Below are 22,704 nucleotides of genomic sequence, written 5' to 3' on the forward strand. Positions count from 1 at the left end.
ACGCCGGTGAGCCGTAGGCGCCGGCCGTCGGGGCCGCACCGCCCCGGGTGGTCACAGAGTCCCGTTCGCCCACTGGTGCGCCTCCTCCAACCGGTCGAGCAGCACGTCCTCCTGCCGCTCGAACTCTCGTTCGTCGATCACGCCCTGGTCGAGCTGGGTCTCCAGCTCGGCCAGGGCGCGCTGGATGTTGGCCGGGTCGTAGTACTCCCGCTCCGCCGCGGCGACGACCTGCCTCAGCACCCAGCCGATCATCAGCATCAGGACTCGACGAAGCTGTACGGCGGCAGCGGACCGTTGATCCGCAGCTTCAGCCAGGGATGGGCCCGCTCCAGGTCGGCGGCGGCCGACAGCAGCGGATCGGCGGAGTCCTTGGCGAGCAGCAGCGACAGGCTCACAAACCAGCCGCCGCTCTCCGGGCCGGGCCGCACATCCTCGGCGGTCGGCGCCAGCGCCTCCTCCACGAGCTTCGCGTCCCGCACCTCACGGGCCCGTACCGCGCTCGCCATCAGCTCGCCGAAGCGCACCCGGTCCTCGTAGGTGCCGCCGCCCGCCGCCCGGTTGGCCTCCGCCATCAACCGCAGCTCCGGCTCCTCGGCGAGCACCTGGTGCAGCACCGAGTCCTCGTCGTGCACGGCCTTGACGTTGTACTCCACCCGGCCGGTCAGCCGGTTCAGCTGGTCCTGGTAGCGGTCGGCGTGCTCGGTCAGCACGCTGCGGACGTCGTCGTCGCTGGACGAGACGCTGCCGAAGCGCATCGGCAGCACCGCGCGGGAGTCGCTGACCTCGGCCAGCACATGCTGGTGGGCCAGCAGATCGCGGCGCCGGGGCTTGAGCTCAGGCGGGCAGTCGCTGACGATCGCGGCCAGCTCGCCCTCGTTGAGCGCCCGGACCGGCAGCGGGGGGTCGCCGATGCCCAGCAGCCCATCGCCCAGGTCCGGGACCTCGCCCCGCGCGATGCCGTAGACATACGTGGTCATGAGGACTCCTCGGACTTCCGCGGCGCCGCCTTACGGGCCGGACGGCGCCGGCGCGGCTCCTCCTCTTCCTCCTCCGACGGGCGGATCGCGTCGGCCACGGACTGGGCGGCCTTGGAGACGGTGTCGCCGGCGCCGGAGAGCGCGCCCTTGGTCTTGGACCGCGCGCCGTTCTCGGTGATGCCCTCCACGACCTCGGGCAGCCCGGGCGACTTGTTCGGGCCCGACTCCAGGTCGAGGCGGTTACACGCCTCGGCGAACCGCAGATAGGTGTCGACGCTCGCGACCACGATCCGAACGTCGATCTTGAGTATTTCGATGCCGACCAGGGAGACTCGGATGAACGCGTCGATCACCAGCCCTCGGTCGAGGATGAGTTCCAGGACGTCGTACAGGCCGCTGGTGCCGCCCCCGCCCCTGGATTGCTGTGCCGGGACAACAGTGGTCATGTTGGATGGGTTCCTCTCGTTTCCGGTGGCGTCCGGTCCCCGCCGGTGTCAGCGGCGGTCGCTCCGGCCGCGCTCATAGCGGCGCAGGCGTCGGTAGCCGGTCAGCAGGCCGTCCGGGTCGAGGGTCACCTCGTACAGGGCCATCAGGCTCATCGTCTCCGGCACCCGGACCAGCTCCGTCACCTCGGCCTCCAGCAGCCACCCGTCGTCGGTCCGCTCCAGACGGGGGAGGGACTCGGGGTACAGGCCCGTCAGCTCGGCGAGCTGCTCACGGGCGGCACGCAGGAGTGCCAGCGGGCTCGTACCGCCGGCCGCCGTCTTCTCGGGGGTCTCATCGGATCTGTCAGTCATGTTGGCTCCGGGGCGGCGGGTACCGCGTCCGGGTGGGGGTAAACCTCGGGCTTCGGCCCCGCCCATTTGTGGTGGAATTGTGCGCTCCGGAGGGGTCCGGGCCGTGCTTTCCTGGTCGCCTCGGGAATTGTTCGACAGATCTCGGCCACGCACCGCCGCCCATACCGGAGCCGGCCGTTTGGCGCGGGATATCGACGGAAACTCGCAATCATCTTCGAGGCGTCAACACAAGCCCCGGAAGAGTGATGAAGTCGTTCACAAACCCGGGCGTGTTTTCTGTGACACAAGTGTGACGAATGGCGGCCGTGAGAGGCATGGGGCGGTGGTAGTCCCGTGGCGGTCCAAGACAACTCTGGGTTTGCCACCCGTAGGGAGCCACCTACGGTGGCTCTCATGGGACCTGTACCGAACCTTCCGGCCGAACCCGACGACGACCTCGACAGCTATGTGGGCCTCGATGCCGGCACCGCCGAGGAGAGGGCGCGCGCACGCGGCTGGAGCACCGTACGGACGCTTCCGCCGGGCGCGATCATCACCATGGAGTATCTGCGGGGGCGGATCGACTTCGAGGTGGACGAGGGCACGGTGAAGCGCTGCTGGCGCGGCTGACCGGGCGAGGGCCGACGGGCCGACCGCCGACCGGCCCGAGCCCGCGCCGGTGCGCGCCCGCGCCGGTGCGCGCCCGCGCTGATGGGCCGGTGCGCCCGGCGCGGATACGACGACGGCCCCGGAACGCTCTGGTGGGAGCGTTCCGGGGCCGTGGTGTGGGTGCGACCGGTCGGCGCGGGGGAGAGGGTGCGTACCGCCCCGCGGCCCGGTGGGTGGCTCAGCCTCCGGTGGCCGTCCGGCCCCGGGAGGCGCCGGACGGGCCGAAGGGCGCCGTGGCGCGCGGCACCCGGTCGGCGTGCGGCGGTCGGCGGCTGCCGACCGGGGTGACCGGGGTGCGCTCGGAGCGCACCGTGTGCTGGCGGACCGGGTGGAGGGGCCGCCCGTCGGGGCTCCGGCCGGTGGCGGTGCCGGGCCGGACCACGGCCACGGTCTCGCGGGCGGGCAGCTCGTCGTCGCGGGCGGTGCGCGGGGTGGCCAGCGGGGTCCCGGCGACCGGCCGTCCGGACGGCACCGGCACGGGCGCCCGGAGCTCGCGCAGCCGGTGCCACAGGGTCAGCAGCAGCACCTCGGCGCGGGCCATGGCGGGCTCCAGCCAGGGCAGCGCCAGCAGCACCAGCACCCCGGCGGCCCAGCCCAGCACCACATCGCTCAGCCAGTGGGTGCCGAGGTAGACGGTGGTCATGCCGACCCCGAAGGCGAAGCCCGCGGCGATCAGCGAGGCGACCCTGCGGGCCACGGGGGTGGTCGCCAGATAGGCCAGAATGCCCCAGGTGACCACGGCGTTCGCGGTGTGACCCGAAGGAAATATATCGCCGGTGCCCCACATCTCATTGGACCCGACGGTGGTCGCGTAGTGCGGACCGAGCCGGCCGAAGCCGATCTTCACCGCGCCCACGGTGGCGTTCAGCAGCAGCAGGGAGGTGCCCAGCGCCAGCAGCGGGCGCAGGGTGCGCTGCCGGTGGCAGCACCACCCCAGCCAGGCGGCGACGGCCACGGCGGTGGGCCCCCGCTGGCCCATGACCACGAAGTAGTCCAGGAAGGTGTGGAACTCGGGCCACTGCTTGTAGGGCCGGAAGAGCATGACCTGCCAGTCGAGCTTCACCAGCCATGAGGTGGTGAGCACGCCGATCACGGTCGCCGCGTAGACCGCCAGCGTGGTCCCAAGCAGCCAGAAGCGTGTTCGGGTCATGCGCGGTCGCGCGAGATCGGGCCTTCGCTCCTCGGTCGTGGGGAGCTTGTCTTCGGTACGCACCTAATCGACGTTACATTGCGTGACAGGCGGCTTCGGTCGATCAGGTCGCTTTGTGATGACGATGTGATGTGGAGTGCGTCTCGTCCACGGCTTTTGGCCGGGCCCTTTCCAAGGAATGCACGAGGCCCCGGGACTTTTCTGCTCCCCACCTTCCAATGGGCGTGTCTCAGGGACTTTATGGAATTCTTACAGGGCGTGTTTATCGCCTATTAGCCATAGCGTTCCCCGAAGTTTCCCTTGGTGTCGCCGGGTGGCCGGGAGTGATCGTCGGCGGGGCTCCGCCGGGCCGGCCGGGGTGGCCGGATCGCGGCGGTGGCCGGATCAGGGCGGCCCGGAGCCATGCAGCCAGAAGGCCCCGTACGCCGCCGAGGCGATCCCCACCGACCCCAGGACCAGCGCGGCGCGCACCGGGCGCAGCCGGGCCAGGGCGACCGCGATCGGCAGCAGCAGCGGGAAGGCCGGTATCAGCAGCCGGGGCTTGGAGCCGAAGTACCCCTTCGCGGCCAGCGCCAGGACGAGCACCGCCCCGCCGTACGCCAGCAGCGGCAGCGGCTGGCGCTGCCGCACACAGCGGACCGCGAGCCAGATCAGCGCCCCGACGCCGAGCAGCAGCCCGAGCCCGCCCACGAAGGGCGGCTCGATCACCAGCCCCCCGATGAAGCCCGCGAAGGCCAGACCGCCGTCGAAGCCGTTGCCCCAGCCGTTCTGCACGTCGAAGTAGCCGGTGACGCTTCCGGTGCGGAGGGCGACCCACACCACATAGCCCAGCCAGCCCAGCGGCGCCAGCACGACGCCCGCGAGCAGACTCCGATCCTGGCGCCACGCGTGGCGCCATCGCCCGCCGGGCAGCAGCTCCACCGCGGCCGCCACCCACACCGCGGCGACCACCGCGGCCCCCACCGGCCGGGTGAGCCCCGCGAGCGCCGCGCACAGCCCCGCCCACACCCACCGCCGGGTGAGCGCCGCGTAGACCCCCCAGGCGGCCAGCGCCGTGAAGAGGGACTCCGAGTACGCCATCGACTGCACGATCCCGACCGGCAGCACACCCCACAGCACGGCCAGCGTGACGCCCACCCGCCGTCCGTACAGCAGATCCCCGATCGCGAAGATCCCCCAGGCGGCGAACAGGGACGTGACCGAGCTCACCAGCAGACCGGCGTCGGCCGCGCCCAGCGGGGCTATGGCCGATATCACCCGCTCCAGCGCCGGGAGCAGGGGGAAGAACGCCAGATTGGAGTGGATCGCGCCGTCGGGCAGATGGAGCGTGTAGCCGTACCCCTCCTCGGCGACGCGGGTGTACCACAGCGAGTCCCAGCGCGCGGAGAGCAGCTGGTGCGGGCTCTTGTCCGCGAAGGCTCCCCAGATCGCGAGAACCACCAGCCCGAGAAGGCGCGTCCCCGCATACGCGAGCAGTGCTGGAGCGGCCCGGCGCAGCGCGCGACCAGCGGCGCGGCCCGGTCGGCCGTCGTCGCTGAGCGGCACGGCGCCGGCCTGGGCGAGATCAGTCACGGCGACGATTATCAAGGATGTTCCGGGCTACTCGCGGGGCCTGTGGACACAGGATGGACGGCAGGGAGACAGGGGGACAAAAGGGGAAGTCTGGAACGTACGCCTCCGTAACCATCCGCGGTCCGGTCCCAACATGACCTGCGGCACACGGCTCGCGCGGGGACTCGCGTACCCTGACCTCTCACTCGCGCCTTCGCCACCGGGGTCACCCGGACGTCCCTACGACGTGACGTACCGCCGTCACGACGGCGGACCGCGAGCGCAAGACCCAGGGAGGTGCGTACATGTCCGGGACGACCACGGCCGGCAATCGGCGGACGGCGGGCGTTCCCCGGCAATGGCGCGGCACCGAGGCGAGCGGCGGGGCGAACCGCTGGGTCGTGCTCCTCGTGCTCTGCGTCAGCCTGCTGCTCGTCGCCGTGGACGCGACCGTGCTCCATGTCGCGGTCCCGGCCGTGACCGAGGATCTGCGCCCCGGCGGGATCGAACTGCTGTGGATCGTGGACGTCTACCCACTGGTCTGCGCCTCGCTGCTGATCCTCTTCGGCACCCTCGGCGACCGCGTCGGCAGACGGCGCGTCCTGCTGCTCGGCTACGCGCTCTTCGGCGCCGCCTCCGCGATCGCCGCCTTCGCCCCCAACCCCCAGATCCTCATCGTGGCCCGCGCCCTGCTGGGCGTCGGCGGCGCGATGATCATGCCCGCCACCCTGTCGATACTGCGCCAGGTCTTCCCGGACCGCCGGGAGCGGGCGCTGGCGATAGGCGTCTGGAGCGCGGTCGCCGCCGTCGGCGCGGCGGTCGGCCCGCTGCTCGGCGGCTTCCTGGTGGAGAACTTCTGGTGGGGCTCGGTCTTCCTGGTCAACCTTCCCCTGATGATCGTGGCGCTGCCCGTCGGCCGCTGGCTGCTGCCGGAGTCCACCGGCGACAAGAACGGCCCCTGGGACGTGCTGGGCGCGGTCATGGCCGCGTGCGGGCTGTTCTGCGTCGTCCTCGGCGTCAAGCGGGTGGGCAGCGGCGCGGGGCCGCTGGACGCCGTGACCGCCGCGCCGGTGCTGGTCGGGGTGGTGCTGCTGGTGCTCTTCGTCCGCCGCCAGCGCCGCCGTACGCATCCGCTGGTGGACCTCAAGCTGTTCGCCCGGCCCGCCTTCTCGATCTCCGTCGGCTGTATCGTGCTCGCCCTGCTGGCGCTCGTCGGCCTGGAGCTCATAGCCGCCCAGTACCTCCAGCTCGTCCTTGGGCTCACCCCGCTCGAGACGGGGCTGCGGCTGCTGCCGCTCACCTTCGCCGCAATGGCCGCGGGGCTCGTGGGGTCCCGGATGCTCCAGTGGCTCGGCCCACGGACCATGGTCGCGGTCGGCTTCGGGCTCACCGCCCTCGCCGTGCTCTCGCTCACCGCCATGGGCCAGGCCGACCGGCCCGCCGTACTCGTCGGCGGCTTCATCGTCCTGGGCTTCGGCCTGGAGACCACGCTCTTCAGCGCGTACGAGTCCATGCTCAACGAGGCGTCGTCCGGTTCCGCGGGCGGCGCGGCCGCCATCGGTGAGACCTCCTACCAGCTCGGCGCCGGGATCGGTATCGCCCTCCTCGGCAGCGTCATGAACGCCGCCTACAAGCCCGGCGTCTCCTCGGTGCCCGGCGTTCCCGCCTCCGCAAGCTCCGCCGCGAGCCAGTCGCTGGGCGCCGCGTACAAGGTCTCCGACCGGCTCGGTGGCCACGCCGGGGAGGCCCTGCGTTCGGCCTCCCGCGCCGCCTTCGTCCACGGTCTGCACGTCACGCTCGCGGTCAGCGCCGGTCTGCTGCTGCTCGGCGCGCTGGCCGCGCTGCGGCTGCCCAAGGTCATGGAGTGCGCCGCCGACGACGAGGAGTCCGGCCAGGGCGCGGCGGACCAGCAGGGGGCGGCGGAGCAGGGGCCGGTGGATCAGCGGGGGGCGGCGGATCAGGGGCCGGTGGACCAGCGGGGGGCGGCGGACCAGCAGAGCTCGGCGGACCAACAGGGGCCGGACGCCCCGGACGCCCCGGCCCGCTTCGACCGCGCCACCGTCGCCGCCGAGTCCTGACCGACCCGGGCCCGAGTCCGGGCCGGGCCCCGACCGACCCCGCCCGGGTCCCACGCGGTGGTTGGCGGATTTTCCCCTCCCCGCCCCTTCCCGAAACTGGGGCTCCGCCCCGGGCCCCGGGTCGGGGCTCTGCCCCCAGGCCCCGGAGGGGGTTCCGGCCCGGGCCCCGGGTCGGGGCTCTGCCCCCAGGCCCCGGAGGGGGTTCCGGCCCGGGCCCCGGGTCGGGGCTCTGCCTCAGGCCCCGGAGGGGGTTCCGGCCCGGGCCCCGGGTCGGGGCTCTGCCTCAGGCCCCGGAGGGGGTTCCGGCCCGGGCCCCGGGTCGGGGCTCTGCCCCCAGGCCCCGGAGGGGGTTCCGGCCCGGGCCCCGGGTCGGGGCTCTGCCCCCAGGCCCCGGAGGGGGTTCCGGCCCGGGCCCCGGGTCGGGGCTCTGCCCCCAGGCCCCGGAGGGGGTTCCGGCCCGGGCCCCGGGTCGGGGCTCCGCCCCCAGGCCCCGGAGGGGGTTCCGGCCCAGACCCCGGGCCGGGGCTCCGCCCCAGATCCCGAACGCTGCCCGGCCCTGCTGGTCCGGCGTGAGCAGGTCTGGACGTCAGGGGTTACCCGGCCGTAGCGTCGGATCGGCCGGGCTGATCAACCCGGCCGCCGGGCGGGAGGACGCGCCCCGGCGGCCGGTACCGCCCGGCGTACCCGGAACCGCATCCACCGGAGGCCGCCACCCATGTCCGCTGGCACCCTGCCGTCGTTCGATCCGCGTGACCCGCTGGGGCTCGACGATCTCCTCGACCCCGAGGACCTCGCGGTCCGCGACACCATGCGGCAATGGGCCGCCGATCGCGTGCTGCCGCACATCGCCGACTGGTACGAGCGCGGCGAGGTGCCCGGCATCCGCGAGCTGGCCCGGGAGCTCGGCTCCCTCGGCGCGCTCGGGATGTCCCTCACCGGCTACGGCTGCGCGGGCGCAAGCCCGATCCAGTACGGCCTGGCCTGTCTGGAGCTGGAGGCCGCCGACTCCGGGATCCGCTCCCTGATGTCGGTGCAGGGCTCCCTGTCCATGTACGCCATCCACCGCTTCGGCTCCGAGGAGCAGAAGCAGCGGTGGCTGCCCCGGATGGCCGCCGGCGAGGTCATCGGCTGCTTCGGGCTGACCGAGCCCGACCACGGCTCCGACCCGGCCGGAATGCGCACCTACGCCAAGCGGGACGGCTCGGACTGGGTGCTCACCGGCCGCAAGATGTGGATCACCAATGGCTCGGTGGCCGGGGTCGCCGTGGTGTGGGCTCGTACCGACGAGGGCATCCGCGGCTTCGTCGTCCCCACCGACACGCCCGGCTTCTCGGCCCCCGACATCAAGCACAAGTGGTCGCTGCGCGCCTCGGTCACCAGCGAGCTGGTCCTGGACGAGGTGCGGCTGCCGGCCGACGCGGTGCTGCCCGAGGTCACTGGTCTGCGCGGGCCGCTGAGCTGTCTGAGCCACGCCCGCTACGGCATCATCTGGGGATCGATGGGCGCGGCCCGCTCCGCGTTCGAGTCGGCGCTGGAGTACGCGCGCGAGCGGGAGCAGTTCGGCCGGCCGATCGGCGGCTTCCAGCTCACCCAGGCCAAGCTGGCCGATATGGCGCTGGAGCTCCACAAGGGGGTGCTGCTCGCCCACCATCTGGGGCGGCGCCTGGAGGCGGGGCGGCTCCGCCCGGAGCAGGTCAGCTTCGGCAAGCTGAACAATGTGCGGGAGGCGATCGAGATCTGCCGCACGGCCCGGACGATTCTGGGCGCCAACGGGATCTCGCTGGAGTATCCGGTGATGCGGCACGCCACGAATCTGGAGTCCGTGCTCACCTATGAGGGCACCGTCGAAATGCACCAACTGGTGCTGGGCAAGGCGCTCACCGGAATCGACGCCTTCCGGTGAGCGGCCCCGAGGCTAGCTCTGGTTGAAAAAGCCCGTGGCGTGGCCGGACTGTCCGCTGACGATCTGGAAGTCGGCCGGGGTGAGGAGGAAGACACGGTTGGCCACCCGGTCGATCGAGCCCCGCAGCCCGAAGATCAGTCCGGCCATGAAATCCACCACGCGCTTGGCGTCGGCGGACTCCATCGTCGTGAGGTTCACGATGACCGGTACGCCCTCCCGGAACAGCTCGCCGATGCCGCGGGCGTCCCGGAATCCGTCCGGGGTGACCGTGGCGATCCGGGTGCCCTGGTCCCGCGCGGTCTCGTCGGCCACCCGCGCTCGCGGGTCGGTCATCCAGGAGTCGCCGGGCTCGGACCCCTCGGCGTAGTCGTCGTCGTAGTAGCGCTCGTCATCGCTGTCGTCGACGAGGCCAAGCCAGGCACTTGCCTTGCGTACCGATCCCATGGACGCCTCCTCTCCCTGATGGTGTGTACCGTCCGCCCCTCTATGGTCGTCCATGATGCGGATGGTCTGCCACGTGGATTGCGGCCGCACAGGGGATTCGTGACGTTACTGGTGCACAACGGCTGGCGCCATATCAGAGTTCCACCTGCTTACAAGGGCTGACGGAGCAATGGGTAGACTCCGCCGCTGCCGGACGGGTGACGTCGGGGACGTACGGGTGAACGGGGATCGTGGTGTTTGGCATTATCCGGCCTTGTCGGCATCGGCTGTCGGAAAACCTGCGCACTGAGTGGATGGCGCATTTGTGCGGGCTGTGCCTCGCGTTGAGGGGTGACCACGGACAGTTCGCCCGCATCGCCACCAACTACGACGGCCTGGTGATATCGGTGCTGGTGGAGGCCCAGGCAGGGCGGTCGGAGGGCTGGCGGCGGACCGCCGGGCCCTGTCCGCTGCGCGGGATGCGGACGGCGTCGGTCGCCCAGGGCGAGGGGGCGCGTCTCGCGGCCACCGTCTCGCTGGTGCTGGCCTCGGCGAAGATGCGCGACCATGTGGCGGACGGCGACGGGGCGTTGGCCCGGCGGCCGGTCGCCGCGGCCGCCCGGCGGGTGGCCGGGCGGTGGGACCGGGCGGGGGAGCGCAGCGGCGCCGCGCTCGGCTTCGACACCGCCCTGTTGCTCGACGCGGTCGGACGGCAGGAGGAGCTGGAGTCCCTCGCGGGCCCCGGCACCCCGCTGCTGACCGTCACCGAGCCCACCGAGACCGCGACCGCCGCGGCCTTCGGGCACACCGCCGTGCTCGCCGGGCGGCCCGGCAACCGGGCGCCGCTGGAGGAGGCGGGGCGGCTCTTCGGGCGGCTGGCGCATCTGCTGGACGCGGTGGAGGACCTGGCCGAGGACGCCGAGACCGGCGCCTGGAACCCGATCGCGGCCACCGGGACCGACCTCGCCGAGGTCCGCAGGCTGTGCGACGACGCGGTGCACGGGGTGCGGCTGGCGCTCAAGGACACCGAGTTCGCGGGTAGGGGCTCCGGGCGGCTCGCCCATGTACTGCTCGTCCACGAGCTGGGGCGCGCGGTGGACCGCGCCTTCGGCACCACGGGCTGTGCGCACGGCGGCGGCCAGGGCGCGGGGACGCCGGGCATGCCGGGCGCTCCGGGCACCCCGGGCGCCCCGGAGGCCTCCTACGGGCCGCCGCAGTCGCCGTGGATCAACCCGGGAGGCCCCGGCGGCGCGCCCCCGCCCCCGGAGCCGCCGCACGGCCGCCGGCGGGGGCTGATCGCGGGCTGCCTGGTGTGGACCGGGCTCTGCTGCACCTGCCAGGTGTGCTGCCGCGACCCGTACCACGACCCGTGGACCGGGCAGCCGCGGGAGGGCCTGTGCCATAAGTGCGATGACTGCTGCGACTGTTGTGACTGCTGCGGTAACTGCGGTGACTGCTGTAGCTGCGACTGCTGTGATGGTTGTGACTGCGGCTGCGACTGTTAGGGGGTTTGCGGCGGATCGTGCAGCCTGCCGGGGGCTGTTCCCCTCGGGTCTTGCCGCCTGCGGCGGACTGTTCCCCTCCCCGCCCCTTCCCGAAACTGAGGCTGCGCCCCAGACTCCGTGCCGGGGCTGCGCCCCAGACCCGGGCGGGGGTTTCGGCCCAGTCCCCTGGGCGGGGTTTCGCTGCGGGTCTTGGATGGGGGCTTGTCCTCAGGTTTTGGGCGGGGGTTCCAGGCTCTGGGCGGGGGTTCGCCTCAGACCTCGGGCCGGGGCTCAGCCCCGGACCCCGGGCGGGGGCTCCAGGCCGCCCTGGGCGGGGGTTCGCCCCAGCCCCCGGGCTGGGATTTCGCCCCTTTCCGGGGTATCGGTATGCGGCTTCGCCGCGGGGCAGGGCTTCGCCCGGGGCCGGGGTCCAGGGGCGGAGCCCATGGTTACGGGAAGGGGCGGGGAGGGGAAAGAACCGCCGGACACCCCCCCCCGTACCCGAAAGACGGGTTGAGGGGAGGGAGGGGCGGAGCACTGGCGTGTGTGGGAAGGCCGAAGGCGCGTGACGACGCGGATGGGCTGCGGCCACACCGGGGGAGGGAGCCCGGCAGGCGCGGGCGAAGCCTCGAAGCGCTGGGGAAGGGAGTTCCCCTACGGCAGCGGAGGCGGGCGGTCAGCCCGAACAGGACGACGACCACACCCGACCGAAGTCGATGTGGTCGCGCGTGACCAGTCGCTGCCATGAGTCCATGGAGCAAGTGGAGCAGCCTTCCGCTTCCGCGTCAACCGCGGTGAGACGCGCTGCTCACAGTTCGGACAGTCTTGACAGCGCACCGTGGGGTCGTCCTACTCTCGGGCCCATGCCGGGCCGAAAGGCTCGCATGCCGGGCTGAGGGGCCCGGCCGTTGTCGAGCTGAGGGGCTCGGTGTGTGTGAAGGCCATGCGTGTGTTCACTTCAGAACTCACGGAGCCTCCGCATGTCCGCGAACCCGGACCATCCAGCGCATCCGGACCACCCCTTCCGATCACCCGCCACGGTCGTCTCACCCGCCACGGTCGTCATCGTCGGCGCGGGCCCGCGTGCCACCGGACTGATCGAGCGCATCGCCGCCAACGCCCCCGAGCTGTACGGCGACGGCGCCCCGTTCGAGCTGCACCTGGTCGATCCGCATCCGCCCGGCGGCGGCCGCATCTGGCGCCCCGATCAGTCCCCGCTGCTGTGGATGAACTCCATGGCCGAGGACGTCACCATGTTCACCGACGAGTCGGTGGAGCGCGAAGGCCCGATACGCCCCGGTCCCTCCCTCGCCGAATGGGCCCGCGAGGTCCGTGACGTCCGTGACGTCCGTGACGTCCGTGACGTCCGCGAGGCTCGCGACGAGGTCAGTGAGGTCCGTGTCGTCCGCGAGGTCCGTGACGTCCGCGGGGCGGAGCCGCCGCACACCCTGCCGCCCGAACTCGCCGCCGAGGCTGCCGCCCTGACCGGGCGGAGCTTCGCCACCAGACGGCTCCAGAGCGCCTATCTGCGCTGGGTGTATGAGCGGGCCGTGGCCGATCTGCCACCCGGCGCCATCGTCCATGAGCACCGGGACCGGGCCGTACGCGTCACCGGGCCGCGCGACGGACGGCAGCAGGTGTGGCTGGAGGGGCGGGCCGCGCCGCTCACCGCCGACGCCGTGGTCCTCGCCCTCGGCCACCTCGACGCCGAACTCGACGCCGAGCAGCGGGCGCTCACCGCGTTCGCCGCCGAGCACCAACTGGTCCACCTCCCACCGGAGTTCACCGCCGACAGCGATGTGAGCGCGCTGCGCCCCGGCGAGCCGGTGATCGTACGCGGCCTCGGCCTCGCCTTCGTCGATCTGATGGTGCTGCTCACCGAGGGGCGCGGCGGACGCTATGAGCGCGGTCCGGACGGGGAGTTGGTCTACCGGCCCTCCGGCCGCGAGCCCGTGCTGTACGCCGGTTCCCGGCGCGGTGTGCCGTACCACGCCAAGATCGGCTACTCGCTGAGCGGTGAGCGGCCCCCGGTGCCGCGCTTCTTCGGCCCCGCCGAGGTCGATGCGCTGCTCGCGCGCCCCGGGCGGCCGGACTTCCGGCGCGACATCTGGCCGCTGATCGCCAAGGAGCTGGGGTTCGCCCACTACCACCGGCTGTTCACCGCCCACCCGGAGCGCGTGGCCGGGGAGTGGTCCGCGTTCGAGGAGAAGTACGCCGCCTGCCCGCCCGGCAGCCCCGACCTGGACGTTCTGGTCGCGGCGGCCGTGCCCGACCCGGCCGACCGGCTCGACCTCGACACCCTCGACCGCCCCCTGGCCGGGCTGCGGTTCGGCGACCACGAGGCCCTGCAACAGGCGCTGCGCGGCCATGTCGAGGCCGACCTCGCCCGCCGCCATGACCCCGCGCACAGCCCCGACCTGGCCGTCTTCCTCGCCCTGCTCTCCGTCTACGGTCAGCTGATCCGGCTCGGCGACATCGGGAACTGGTGGCACGGCTTCTTCAGCTTCCTCGCCTCCGGCCCGCCGGGGCCACGGCTGGAGCAGCTGCTCGCCCTCTCCCGCGCCGGAGTGGTCCGCTTCCTCGGCGCCGAGATGACCGTGACCACCGATCCGGTGCGCGGGGTGTTCCGGGCGAGCTCCGCCAGTGTGCCCGGCCATGCCGTCGAGGCCCGTGCGCTGGTCGAGGCACGGCTGCCGGAACCGACCGTGGACCGCTCCCGCGACACCCTCCTGCGCTCCCTGCACCGCGACGGCGCCGCCGCCACCCCGGCCGGGCTGCTCGCCGTCAGCCCCGCCGACGCCCGGATCCTGGACCGGACGGGCCGCCCGCATCCGCGCCGCTTCGCGCTCGGCCCGCACACCGACGCCCGCGCCTCGGGCGCCTTCGCCCGGCCCCGTACCAACGCGCCCGCGTTCCGGCAGAACGACGCCACCGCGCGCGCCCTGCTGCGCTGTCTGCGCGAACTGTCCTGTCGCGCCACGGTCACCGCTTGAGGCTCACCGCTTGAGGCTCACCGCCTGAGCTTCGCCGCCTGAGCCTCACCGCTTGAGCTTCGCCGCCTGAGCGCCCCCCGGAACCCCCCGGGGAGACCACCCCCCCGGAAACCACCCCAGGGGGACCACTCCCGGGCCCCCGGAACCATCCCCCGCACAACCCTCCGCTCCCCCCGAAGGACCCTCCATGTCCCTGACCTCCGATCCACCCGTCGGCAAGGCCGCCACAAGCGGCGCCGAACGCGAGGACTACTCCGCCCTCAAGGTCGTCCCGGTACGCCACCCCTGGCGCTGGGCCGCCGTCGTCGTCACCGCCGTCCTCGTGGCCCAGTTCGCCCACGGCCTGATCACCAACCCCGGCTGGGAATGGGACGTCTTCGCCGACTTCTTCACCACCCGGACCATCCTCAAGGCGGTCTGGATCACCATCCAGCTCACCTTCTACGGCACCGCGCTCGGCTTCGCCCTCGGCATCGTCCTCGCCTTCATGCGGCTGTCCCACAGCCCCTTCCTGAAGTCGGTCGCCTTCGCCTACATCTGGGCGTTCCGCTCCATCCCGCTCATCGTCCAGCTGCTCTTCTGGTTCAACCTCACCTATCTCTACAAGCGGCTGGACTTCGGCATCCCCTTCGGCCCCGGCTTCTTCTCCTTCGACACCGCGGGTCTGGTCGGGGCGATGAGCGCGGCGGTGCTCGGACTCGCCCTCCACCAGGCGGCCTACGCGGCGGAGATCGTGCGCGGCGGCGTCCTCGCCGTGGACGGCGGGCAGCTGGAGGCGGCGGCCGCGCTCGGCATCCCCCGGCTGAGGCAGCTGCGCCGGATCGTGCTCCCGCAGGCGATGCGGTCGATCCTGCCGAACGCCGCCAACGAGGTGATCTCGCTCTTCAAGGGCACCTCGATCGTCTCCGTCATGGCGATCGGCGAGCTCTTCTACCAGGTGCAGGTCATCTACGGGCGCAACGGCCGGGTTGTGCCGCTGCTGATGGTCGCGACCGTCTGGTACATCATCCTGACCACCGTGCTCTCGATCGCGCAGTACTACGTCGAGCGCCACTTCTCGCGGGGAGCCACCCGATGACCGCCATGGTCGACATCCGCTCCGTCCACAAGAGCTTCGGGTCCCTGGAGGTGCTGCGCGGCATCGACCTGGAGGTGCGCTCCGGGGAGGTGGCCGTCGTCCTCGGCCCCTCCGGCTCCGGCAAGTCCACCCTGCTGCGCGCCATCAACCACCTGGAGAAGGTGGACAGCGGCTGGATCAGCGTCGGCGGCTCGCTGGTCGGCTACCGCCGCCAGGGCGACCGCCTCCACGAGCTGCGCGAACGCGAGATCCTCAAACAGCGCACCCGGATCGGCTTCGTCTTCCAGAACTTCAACCTCTTCCCGCATCTGACGGTGCTGGAGAACATCGTCGAGGCGCCGATATCGGCGTTGCGCCGCCCCAGGAAGGAGGCGGTGCGCGCCGCCGAGGCGCTGCTCGACCGGGTCGGTCTGGCCGACAAGGCGGCCGCGTACCCCCGGCAGCTCTCCGGCGGACAGCAGCAGCGGGTGGCGATCGCCCGCGCCCTCGCCCTGGAGCCCGAGCTGCTGCTCTTCGACGAGCCGACCTCCGCGCTCGACCCCGAACTGGTCGGCGAGGTCCTCGATGTCATCAAGGACCTGGCCCACCAGGGCACCACGATGATCGTCGTCACCCATGAGATCGGCTTCGCGCGGGAGGTCGCCGACACCGTCGTCTTCATGGACGGCGGCCGGATCGTCGAGCGGGGCACACCCGCCGAGGTGCTCGACACCCCGAGCCACGAGCGCACCACATCATTCCTCTCCAAGGTCCTCTGAGGCCACCGATGTTCACGAGATCACCGATGTTCAGCTACGCAAGGAGCACCCCCGTGCAGACCCGCCGCACCCTCGTCGCCGCCGTCGCCGCGCTCACCGCCTCCGCCCTGCTCGGCGGCTGCGGCGACGGCGATGCCCAGGAGTCGGTGGGCTCCAAGGGCTCGAAGAACGCCATCAACATCAGCCCGGACCAGCACCGCGTCAGAGGGAAGAAGGTCGACTCGATCGCGGCGAAGGTCCCGGCCGCGATCCGGGAGCGCGGCACCCTGCGCATCGGCGGCAGCGCCGACGCCTCCGCCCCGCTCGGCTTCTACGCGACCGACGACAAGACCCGGATCGGCTCCGAGATCGACATCGCCACGCTGGTGGCCGACACCCTCGGGCTCAAGGTCGACTTCCAGTCGGTCTCCTGGGAGAACCTCTTCGTCGGCCTGGACAGCTCCAAGTTCGACGGCGTGTTCTCCAATGTGACGGTCACCGAGGAGCGCAAGGAGAAGTACGACTTCGCCACCTACCGGCTGGACGATCTCGCCTTCGAGGCCAAGAAGGGCACCTCCTGGCGGGTCAAGGGGCCGAAGGACGTGGCGGGCAAGACCGTCTCGGTCGCCTCCGGCACCAACCAGGAGAAGATCCTGGTCGATTGGAGCAAGCAGAACGAGAAGGCGGGCCGCAAGCCCGTGGACATCAAGTACTTCCAGAAGGACACCGACTACTACCTCGCCCTCCAGTCCGGCCGTATCGACGCCTACTTCGGCCCGAACCCCACCTCCGCCTACCACGTCGCCTCGGCCGGCCAGACCCAGATCATCGGCCGCTTCTCGGGCGGTGGCGACCAGGTGCAGGGCAAGATCGCGGCCACCACCAAGAAGGGCAGCGGGCTGGTCGACGCCTATGCCGCGGCCCTGGACCACGTGATCCAGGACGGTTCGTACGCCAAGGTCCTGAAGCGGTGGGGGCTCTCCAGCGAGGCGGTGAAGAAGTCCGAGATCAACCCGCCGGGTCTGCCCAAGCCGTGACCCGCTGACGCCCCGAAGCACGGGGAAGGCCCCGACCATGGCCGTACCGACCGGCACCCTGCCTTTGGCCGCCGCCATCGACGGCGACGGGCAGTACCAGGCGCCGTGAGCGCGGGGTGTTCCGCACCGCGTACACCGGTCCGACACTCCGCGACCACCTGGGACTTCCCCATCCGGGGGAGCGGGGCTGAGCGGCCGCGCGGCGGCCCGGCCGCCGCGGCGCGATACGTCCGTGCCATAACGGAACCCGATCGCCCGCGCGTCCGTCTCACCGGATACCCAAGGGGATGGGAGCACAAGCCCCGGCGGCCTGAACCCGCCGGGGCTATGTGGCGTGTGCCCGGTGGCTGTTCCGAATTGTCCTCTTGCGCGCTGCGCCTGGAGCCACGAATACTTCCGGAAGCGCTTGTCAGGGGCACGCCGAATCGGTCATATCGGCGTGCTCATTGACTGCGCCTCACGGGCCTGCCCACCCAAGCGGACCCCCGATTCCCCCGGAGGAAGAGTTGAGGATCAAGCGCAACGCCCCCCACAGCAAGCAGGCGAGACGTATCGCCCTGATCGCCGCGACCTCCGCCCTGGTGGCCGGAACGGCACTGGCCGCCCCCGCCGCCTACGCCGGTAGCGACGGCGCCCGCACCTTCAGCGCGGCCGAGGCCAAGTCGGCGAGCAGCGCCGTCCTCGAGGCCGATGTCGCGGGCACCGCCTGGTATGTCGAGAAGGGGACCAACAAGCTCGTGGTCACCGCCGACAGCACGGTGTCCAAGAGTGAGATAGCCAAGATCAAGAACACCGCCGGCTCGAACGCCGACGCCATCGAGGTCAAGCGGACCTCCGGCAAGATTCAGAAGCTGATCGCGGGCGGCGACGCGATCTACGCGAGTAGCTGGCGCTGCTCCCTCGGCTTCAACGTGCGCAACAGCAGTGGGGCCAACTACTTCGTCACCGCCGGTCACTGCACCGACGGCGCCGGCACCTGGTGGTCGAACTCCGGCCACAGCACCACCATCGGCCCGACGGCCGGCTCCAGCTTCCCGACCAACGACTACGGTCTGGTCCGGTACAGCGGCTCGGTCACCCCCCAGGGCACCGTCGGCAGCCAGGACATCACCTCGGCCGCCAACCCGACCGTGGGCCAGACGGTCACCCGGCGCGGCTCCACCACCGGCATCCACAGCGGCCGGGTTACCGCGCTGAACGCCACGGTCAACTACGGCAACGGCGACATCGTCTACGGCATGATCCAGACCACGGTCTGCGCCGAGCCCGGCGACAGCGGCGGCCCGCTCTACGCCGGCTCCACCGCCCTCGGCCTCACCTCCGGCGGCAGCGGCAACTGCACCTCCGGCGGCACCACGTTCTTCCAGCCGGTCGTCGAGGCGCTGAACGCGTACGGCGTGAGCGTCTACTGATCGACGCCGTTCCTGAAGCTGATCAACTCCGCACCAGGCTGAGCGAGAGCCCCCGTCCGTGCTGCCGGACGGGGGTTCTCCGCGTCGGTGGGGAGGGCCGTTCCGGGCGGCCCGGCGGGGGTTATCCACAGCCCTCCCCACTGTTCGACGGGCGGACTATCGTGGACATCAGTACCCCACGAGGGGCATTGTTCGCGATACGGACGGCAGGTGGCCGTGATGGTCGATGCGCTCGTGACATTGATAGTGGTACTGGCTTGCCTCGGCGCCCTGGGCGTGCTGGCCGCGGCGCGGGTGGTCAAGCAGTACGAGCGGGGGGTGGTCTTCCGGCTCGGGAGGCTCCGCTCGGATATCCGGGGGCCGGGGTTCACCATGATTGCTCCGTTCGTCGACCGGCTCCAGAAGGTCAATATGCAGATCGTGACGATGCCCGTCCCCGCCCAGGAGGGCATCACCCGCGACAATGTGACCGTGCGGGTCGACGCCGTCGTCTATTTCAAGGTCGTGGACGCGGCCGAGGCGCTGGTCGCGGTGGAGGACTACCGCTTCGCCGTCTCCCAGATGGCCCAGACCTCACTGCGGTCGATCATCGGGAAGAGCGATCTGGACGATCTGCTCTCCAACCGGGAGAAGCTCAACCAGGGCCTGGAGCTCATGATCGACAGCCCGGCCGTCGGATGGGGCGTCCATATAGACCGGGTGGAGATCAAGGATGTGTCGCTGCCGGAGACCATGAAGCGGTCGATGGCCCGCCAGGCGGAGGCCGACCGGGAGCGCCGCGCCCGGGTGATCAACGCGGACGCGGAGCTGCAAGCGTCGAAGAAGCTGGCGGAGGCCGCCTCCCAGATGGCCGACACCCCCTCGGCGCTCCAGCTGCGGCTGCTCCAGACGGTGATGGCGGTCGCCGCCGAGAAGAACTCCACACTGGTGCTGCCCATCCCGGTCGAGCTGCTGCGCTTCCTGGAGAAGGGGCAGCAGGAGATCCCGGCGGCGGCCCGGACGGAGGGTGGCGCGGAGGGCGGCGCCCCGGCCGCCGGTCCGGCCGCCGCGCCGGAGCGGGAGGCCGCGCCCGCGCAGCCGGCCCAGCCCGCCCAGCCCGCTCGGCAGGCGATGCCGACGCTCACCGAGCGCGAGCCGGAGCCGCATACGGTCGAGCGGTGAGCCGTGGGAGGTGATGTCCGGCAAGGAGCCGCGCGAGGGGATTCCATGCGGTGATCCGCCCGATTTGACGGCTCGTCCGGATACCTGATTCGGTGCCCGTACACCTCGAAGGTGTGCGGGCACCGCCATGTCCGGACATGAGTCCGCAGTGTAAATTTCACGCCCATGACGTGAACGCGCCCTTGTGCGCGCCCGGTGGTGATGGGAATACTCGGCGGCGCAAATTGGCATGGACGCGCCCCCGGGTGGGGAGAAGCGCTATGCCGTTACGCCCTCCGGGCCCTGGCACCCCACTGCCGACGGGCCCAACCCCCCACTGGAAGGCAGAGAGTTGAAGCACCGCCGCATACCCAAGCGTCGTGTCGTCATCGCCGGAGCCGGCATAGCGGCTCTGGTCGCCACGGGCATCACGCTTCAGAGCGCCAACGCCGCCCCCGGTGAGCCCCAGCCCGACACCCTCTCGGTCGGCGCCGCCGGAAAGCTCGCCAACACCCTCACCTCCTCGCTCAAGAGCGACACGGCGGGTTCGTACTACGACGCCAAGGCCAAGAAGCTCGTCGTCAACGTGGTCAACAAGGGCGTCGTGGACAAGGTCCGGGAGGCCGGGGCCGAGGCCAAGGTGGTCACCAACACCCTGGCCGAGCTGGGCAAGGTGCGCGAGACGCTGAAGCAGAAGGCCACCATCCCCGGTACCTCGTGGTCGGTGGACCCCAGAAGCAACAAGGTCGTCGTCACCGCGGACAGCTCCGTCAAGGGCACCCGGATGGCCACCCTCAACAAGGTCGCCGACGCGCTCGGCGACAAGGTCGAGGTGAAGCGCTCGGCCGGGAAGTTCTCCACCTTCATCGCCGGTGGCGACGCCATCTGGGGCGACGGTGGACGCTGCTCGCTCGGGTTCAACGTCGTCAAGGGCGGCCAGCCGTACTTCCTGACCGCCGGTCACTGCACCGAGGCCATCAGCAGCTGGTCGGACTCGCAGAGCGGCGAGGAGATCGGGACCAACGAGGGCAGCGAGTTCCCCGGCAACGACTACGGCCTGGTCAAGTACACCAAGGACACCGACCACCCGAGCGCGGTCGACCTCTACAACGGCAGCTCCCAGGAGATCACCAAGGCCGGTGACGCCACCGTCGGCCAGAAGGTGCAGCGCAGCGGCTCCACCACCCAGGTGCACGACGGCGAGGTCACCGGCCTCAATGCGACCGTCAACTACCAGGAAGGGTCGGTCGAAGGGCTGATCCAGACCAACGTCTGCGCCGAGCCCGGCGACAGCGGCGGCGCGCTCTTCGCTGGCGACACGGCGCTGGGTCTGACCTCCGGCGGCAGCGGTGACTGCTCCTCGGGCGGCGAGACCTTCTTCCAGCCGGTGCCGGAGGCGCTCCAGGCGTTCGGCGCCGAGATCGGCTGAGCTGGCTGATCTGGCCGGCTCGGCTCACCCGGTGAGCGTTTCGCTCCCGCGGACCGCTTCCATATGGGCCGTGTGAACGAGAGCAGGCCCCCGGACACCCGTGGACGGTGTCCGGGGGCCTTCCCCTTTTCCGGTCAGTTCATCAGAACTCGAAGACCAGCGTCGGGGCCGCGCTCTTGAAGCAGTTGTTCGCGAAGGTGTGCTCGTACGACACCCGGCGGCCGTCCCAGATCCCCTCGGCGGTGACCGTGATGGGGTGCCATTCCTTGGTGCACACCCGGCCGGCCTCCGCCCCGGTCCGCAGCTGACCGAACATGCCGCCCACGGAGCGGAGTTCGGCGCATGCCTGAGTGGGGGCCGGGTGGGTACCGGTGGGGGTGGGGCGACAGCTCAGAGTCACCGCCCGCTGGACCTCGGTGGTGGCCGCGTCGGCTCCCCAGCCGACGGTCAGGACCAGCGCGGACGGCGGATACAGGCTCTGCGGCTTGGCGGGTGCGGCGTGTGCCGCACCGCTCGTGCCGATCCCCAGCACGGCGCTCACGGCCAGTGCGGCTCCCAGCCCGATCGCCCCAGTAGTCTTCCGCATTTCGAACACTCCCTTGCTCGTCGTTGCAGATACCGGACGGAGTTCTACGCGGTGCGCGTCAGGAACGCACGTCGATCGAGCACTTCCGGTCGCTACAAGTAGTCGTTCGGTGGCTTATTGTCGCGTGCGGTGGATGTCCGGGCGCGGAACGCCGCGTGGCGACCGGGTGCGCGGAGCCGCGCGCATTGCGCCCCTCGAGGGACCCCGTCCGCCGTCTCGCGCTCCTGCGGATGGCGTGCTCAGTGAGGTGCCGAGGTGCTCAAATCGATTCAAGGATGCTCAGGTGAGCAAGATCGAGTGATGTTCGTGATGCCTCTGGGGTGAGGGCTGTCGCGTGCCACGCCAGGGCGAGAACCTGCCAGGGCAAGCCGACCGGCGGAGTGGGGTCGGAGCCCGGAATCCGCGGCTCCCTCGGGGCCGTCCCAGGGCTGTCCGGCGGACCACGCGACGGAGCCGCATATCGAGGCTTGCCCCTCCCCGCCCCTTCCCGAAACTGAGGCGTCGCCCCAGATCCCTGCCCCCGGGGTCGATGCCCCGGCGCCGGGGTCCAGGGGCGAAGCCCCTGGTATCGGGAAGGGGCGGGGAGGGGAACAGCCCGCCGCAGGCGTCAAGGCCCGTCGGGCCCCTAGCCGTCCTGGCCCAGCTCTCCGCTCAGGGGTCCGGTCCGGCTTCCCCAGCCGTAGCCGCGCTCCGCGCGCAACCGCACCACCAGCCGCCGCTCGGCCACCATCGCCGCGCGGAACTCCTCCCAGTCCGGATGCTCGCCCTGGATCGCGCGGTAGACCTCCACCAGCTCATCGGCGGTGGCGTCATGGGGATCGGCGGCGACCGGTGTCAGCTCGGCATCGCCCTCGGCCACCAGATAGGAGTAGTGGTCCCCGCTGGTGACGTAGAAGCTCGCGCGCGGATCGCGGCGCAGATTGCGGGTCTTGGCGCGGTCGTCGGTGACGGAGATCCGGATGAGGCGCGTCGCGGGGTCATAGGTGAAGGCGACATTGGACAGCTGCGGCCGTCCGTCCCGCTTGAGGGTGACGAGCGCGCCGGTGCGCTGCTCCCGTAGCAGATCGAGCAGGGATCCCTCCGTCATGGTGATCAGCATACGCATGGGCCGGTGGCCCGCCTACTGGTTCGACCCACCGGCTTCCGCTTCGATCCACCGGCGTCCGCGTGCCGCGTTCACAAGGCGACACGCAGGATTAAAGGGCGTTTTAGGTGCTTATGGTGGAGAGGGAAGTGCCATCGAAGCCGACTCGCACGCGTGTTCGAGAATGGGGTTATGGT

Annotated in this window: 20 protein-coding genes; 11 read left to right on the forward strand and 9 right to left on the reverse strand. The window is 71.4% G+C overall.

The genetic code is table 11. From position 1 onward, the window contains the following. Window positions 1-51: 51 nt before the first annotated feature. From KHP12_RS38150 to gvpO, 4 genes are read right to left on the reverse strand one after another with little or no spacing between them, the layout of a single operon-like run. Window positions 52-240, reverse strand: coding sequence for a gas vesicle protein GvpG (locus KHP12_RS38150; protein WP_372455257.1), 189 nt, complete (start codon window positions 238-240; stop codon window positions 52-54). Window positions 241-257: 17 nt separating this feature from the next. Next, window positions 258-977 carry a GvpL/GvpF family gas vesicle protein gene (locus KHP12_RS38155; protein WP_211834195.1) on the reverse strand — a complete coding sequence of 240 codons (720 nt, stop codon included), beginning with the start codon at window positions 975-977 and terminating at the stop codon, window positions 258-260. Continuing rightward, a complete protein-coding gene (locus tag KHP12_RS38160; protein ID WP_086883872.1) occupies window positions 974-1,423 on the reverse strand; it encodes a gas vesicle structural protein GvpA in 450 nt (149 codons plus the stop codon). The genes KHP12_RS38155 and KHP12_RS38160 overlap by 4 nt, the downstream gene beginning before the upstream one ends. A gap of 48 nt (window positions 1,424-1,471) precedes the next feature. After that, on the reverse strand, window positions 1,472-1,774 hold the full coding sequence (gene gvpO / locus KHP12_RS38165) for a gas vesicle protein GvpO (RefSeq protein WP_037949882.1): 303 nt from the start codon (window positions 1,772-1,774) through the stop codon (window positions 1,472-1,474). A gap of 393 nt (window positions 1,775-2,167) precedes the next feature. Between gvpO and KHP12_RS38170 the strand changes: the two genes are divergently transcribed. Further along, entirely contained in the window at window positions 2,168-2,383 is a 216-nt protein-coding gene (locus KHP12_RS38170; RefSeq protein WP_037949885.1) for an I78 family peptidase inhibitor, read from the forward strand. Window positions 2,384-2,600: 217 nt separating this feature from the next. Here the strand turns inward: KHP12_RS38170 and KHP12_RS38175 are convergent, their stop codons facing one another. Both KHP12_RS38175 and KHP12_RS38180 read right to left on the reverse strand, forming a co-directional pair. Further along, entirely contained in the window at window positions 2,601-3,635 is a 1,035-nt protein-coding gene (locus KHP12_RS38175; RefSeq protein ID WP_086883866.1) for a phosphatase PAP2 family protein, read from the reverse strand. Window positions 3,636-3,956: 321 nt separating this feature from the next. After that, a complete protein-coding gene (locus tag KHP12_RS38180; RefSeq protein ID WP_086883865.1) occupies window positions 3,957-5,144 on the reverse strand; it encodes a putative hexosyltransferase in 1,188 nt (395 codons plus the stop codon). 284 nt (window positions 5,145-5,428) lie between these two features. Between KHP12_RS38180 and KHP12_RS38185 the strand changes: the two genes are divergently transcribed. After that, a complete protein-coding gene (locus KHP12_RS38185; protein ID WP_211834196.1) occupies window positions 5,429-7,201 on the forward strand; it encodes an MFS transporter in 1,773 nt (590 codons plus the stop codon). A gap of 715 nt (window positions 7,202-7,916) precedes the next feature. Beyond that, window positions 7,917-9,104, forward strand: coding sequence for an acyl-CoA dehydrogenase family protein (locus KHP12_RS38190; RefSeq protein ID WP_086885432.1), 1,188 nt, complete (start codon window positions 7,917-7,919; stop codon window positions 9,102-9,104). 12 nt (window positions 9,105-9,116) lie between these two features. Here the strand turns inward: KHP12_RS38190 and KHP12_RS38195 are convergent, their stop codons facing one another. Then, a complete protein-coding gene (locus KHP12_RS38195; protein ID WP_037949899.1) occupies window positions 9,117-9,548 on the reverse strand; it encodes a cell division protein SepF in 432 nt (143 codons plus the stop codon). 233 nt (window positions 9,549-9,781) lie between these two features. Here KHP12_RS38195 and KHP12_RS38200 point away from each other — a divergent pair, with 233 nt between their 5' ends. The 8 genes from KHP12_RS38200 (at window position 9,782) to KHP12_RS38235 (ending at window position 20,837) form a co-directional block, all read left to right on the forward strand. Then, the gene (locus KHP12_RS38200; protein ID WP_086885433.1) at window positions 9,782-11,032 is read left to right on the forward strand and encodes a DUF5685 family protein; all 1,251 of its coding nucleotides are present in this window, start codon (window positions 9,782-9,784) and stop codon (window positions 11,030-11,032) included. Window positions 11,033-11,991: 959 nt separating this feature from the next. Then, window positions 11,992-14,004 (forward strand): FAD/NAD(P)-binding protein, encoded by a 2,013-nt coding sequence (locus KHP12_RS38205; RefSeq protein WP_246648808.1) that lies wholly within the window; start codon window positions 11,992-11,994, stop codon window positions 14,002-14,004. A 187-nt stretch (window positions 14,005-14,191) separates the two neighbouring features. Beyond that, entirely contained in the window at window positions 14,192-15,082 is an 891-nt protein-coding gene (locus KHP12_RS38210; RefSeq protein ID WP_210609137.1) for an amino acid ABC transporter permease, read from the forward strand. Between the two features lie 5 nt (window positions 15,083-15,087). Further along, on the forward strand, window positions 15,088-15,840 hold the full coding sequence (locus KHP12_RS38215; protein ID WP_167442404.1) for an amino acid ABC transporter ATP-binding protein: 753 nt from the start codon (window positions 15,088-15,090) through the stop codon (window positions 15,838-15,840). A 53-nt stretch (window positions 15,841-15,893) separates the two neighbouring features. Continuing rightward, window positions 15,894-16,856 carry an ABC transporter substrate-binding protein gene (locus tag KHP12_RS38220; protein ID WP_037949911.1) on the forward strand — a complete coding sequence of 321 codons (963 nt, stop codon included), beginning with the start codon at window positions 15,894-15,896 and terminating at the stop codon, window positions 16,854-16,856. Window positions 16,857-17,362: 506 nt separating this feature from the next. After that, a complete protein-coding gene (locus tag KHP12_RS38225) occupies window positions 17,363-18,268 on the forward strand; it encodes a S1 family peptidase (protein WP_211834197.1) in 906 nt (301 codons plus the stop codon). Between the two features lie 219 nt (window positions 18,269-18,487). After that, window positions 18,488-19,429: a slipin family protein gene (locus KHP12_RS38230; RefSeq protein ID WP_086880520.1), complete on the forward strand. Its 942-nt coding sequence runs from the start codon at window positions 18,488-18,490 to the stop codon at window positions 19,427-19,429. A gap of 331 nt (window positions 19,430-19,760) precedes the next feature. Beyond that, window positions 19,761-20,837, forward strand: a complete 1,077-nt coding sequence (locus tag KHP12_RS38235; protein ID WP_107471688.1) for a S1 family peptidase — start codon at window positions 19,761-19,763, stop codon at window positions 20,835-20,837. A 142-nt stretch (window positions 20,838-20,979) separates the two neighbouring features. Here KHP12_RS38235 and KHP12_RS38240 read toward each other — a convergent pair whose 3' ends face one another. After that, window positions 20,980-21,423, reverse strand: a complete 444-nt coding sequence (locus KHP12_RS38240; RefSeq protein WP_037949919.1) for a subtilase-type protease inhibitor — start codon at window positions 21,421-21,423, stop codon at window positions 20,980-20,982. A 625-nt stretch (window positions 21,424-22,048) separates the two neighbouring features. Then, window positions 22,049-22,510 (reverse strand): PPOX class F420-dependent oxidoreductase, encoded by a 462-nt coding sequence (locus KHP12_RS38245; protein WP_244203335.1) that lies wholly within the window; start codon window positions 22,508-22,510, stop codon window positions 22,049-22,051. Between the last annotated feature and the right edge of the window lie 194 nt (window positions 22,511-22,704).

The organism is Streptomyces asiaticus (assembly GCF_018138715.1).
Taxonomy (GTDB): domain Bacteria; phylum Actinomycetota; class Actinomycetes; order Streptomycetales; family Streptomycetaceae; genus Streptomyces; species Streptomyces asiaticus.

Excerpts from the sequence above, each read along its gene's own strand:
- KHP12_RS38190 (WP_086885432.1), top strand. The coding sequence starts at position 7,917 with ATGTCCGCTGGCACCCTGCCGTCGTTCGATCCGCGTGACCCGCTGGGG.
- KHP12_RS38240 (WP_037949919.1), bottom strand. The coding sequence starts at position 21,423 with ATGCGGAAGACTACTGGGGCGATCGGGCTGGGAGCCGCACTGGCCGTG.
- KHP12_RS38205 (WP_246648808.1), top strand. The coding sequence starts at position 11,992 with ATGTCCGCGAACCCGGACCATCCAGCGCATCCGGACCACCCCTTCCGA.
- KHP12_RS38155 (WP_211834195.1), bottom strand. The coding sequence starts at position 977 with ATGACCACGTATGTCTACGGCATCGCGCGGGGCGAGGTCCCGGACCTG.
- KHP12_RS38230 (WP_086880520.1), top strand. The coding sequence starts at position 18,488 with ATGGTCGATGCGCTCGTGACATTGATAGTGGTACTGGCTTGCCTCGGC.
- KHP12_RS38215 (WP_167442404.1), top strand. The coding sequence starts at position 15,088 with ATGGTCGACATCCGCTCCGTCCACAAGAGCTTCGGGTCCCTGGAGGTG.
- KHP12_RS38160 (WP_086883872.1), bottom strand. The coding sequence starts at position 1,423 with ATGACCACTGTTGTCCCGGCACAGCAATCCAGGGGCGGGGGCGGCACC.
- KHP12_RS38185 (WP_211834196.1), top strand. The coding sequence starts at position 5,429 with ATGTCCGGGACGACCACGGCCGGCAATCGGCGGACGGCGGGCGTTCCC.
- KHP12_RS38210 (WP_210609137.1), top strand. The coding sequence starts at position 14,192 with ATGTCCCTGACCTCCGATCCACCCGTCGGCAAGGCCGCCACAAGCGGC.
- KHP12_RS38170 (WP_037949885.1), top strand. The coding sequence starts at position 2,168 with ATGGGACCTGTACCGAACCTTCCGGCCGAACCCGACGACGACCTCGAC.
- KHP12_RS38195 (WP_037949899.1), bottom strand. The coding sequence starts at position 9,548 with ATGGGATCGGTACGCAAGGCAAGTGCCTGGCTTGGCCTCGTCGACGAC.
- gvpO (WP_037949882.1), bottom strand. The coding sequence starts at position 1,774 with ATGACTGACAGATCCGATGAGACCCCCGAGAAGACGGCGGCCGGCGGT.
- KHP12_RS38245 (WP_244203335.1), bottom strand. The coding sequence starts at position 22,510 with ATGACGGAGGGATCCCTGCTCGATCTGCTACGGGAGCAGCGCACCGGC.